The following is a 673-nucleotide window of genomic DNA, read 5'->3' on the forward strand; positions in this document are numbered from 1 at the left end:
GCTGGTTGTTGCGGGTGCGCTCGGTGCTGCTCGATTGCCCACACCACCATATGATTTTCACGCTGCCCGCCGAGTTGCATCCGTTGTGGCGTTTTAATCGGGAGCGGTTGGCTGAACTGTTGTTCACCGCCGTACATCGCACGCTTGGAGCCTTCAGTGCCGACCCCAAGTATTTGGCTGCCATGCCCGGCGTCATGTCCTGTCTGCACACCTGGGGCCGTGACTTATCGCTGCATCCGCATCTGCATTGTCTGCTGACTCATGGCGGCCTCAATGAGGCTGGAGACTGGATAGCGCCGCGCAAGGCGGTACTGTTCCCGCAGAAGCCGCTGATGATGGTCTATCGCGGCAAACTGTTAGCNTTGGGGCGAAAAGAGTGGGTGGTGCATTGCTGCCAACGGTATGAGCATGCTGCCGGGGTAGCCAAGTATCTGGCTCGTTATATCAAGGGCGGTCCGCTGCGGAACTCGCAGTTGCTCAGCGTCTCGAAAAGCCAGCTCCGATTTCGCTATCAGTCCCATCGCACCCACACATCGGCGGTCGCTGAACTGAGCATGGAGACCTTTCTACAGCGCTGGCTCGAGCATGTACCCACGCCGGGGAAGGCGAGTATTCGATATCTCGGTCTGTACAGCTCAGGAGGACGCCGGAAGCTCAATCTGGCGCGCCAATA

The 673-nt window shown here is 58.8% G+C and carries 1 protein-coding gene; it reads left to right on the forward strand.

Going from position 1 to position 673, the window contains the following annotated elements:
• Positions 1-50: 50 nt before the first annotated feature.
• The coding region (locus tag ACYVG7_RS04700; protein WP_460882070.1) for a transposase at positions 51-673 on the forward strand (623 nt) is incomplete at its 3' end.

The organism is Pseudaeromonas pectinilytica, from assembly GCF_054780855.1.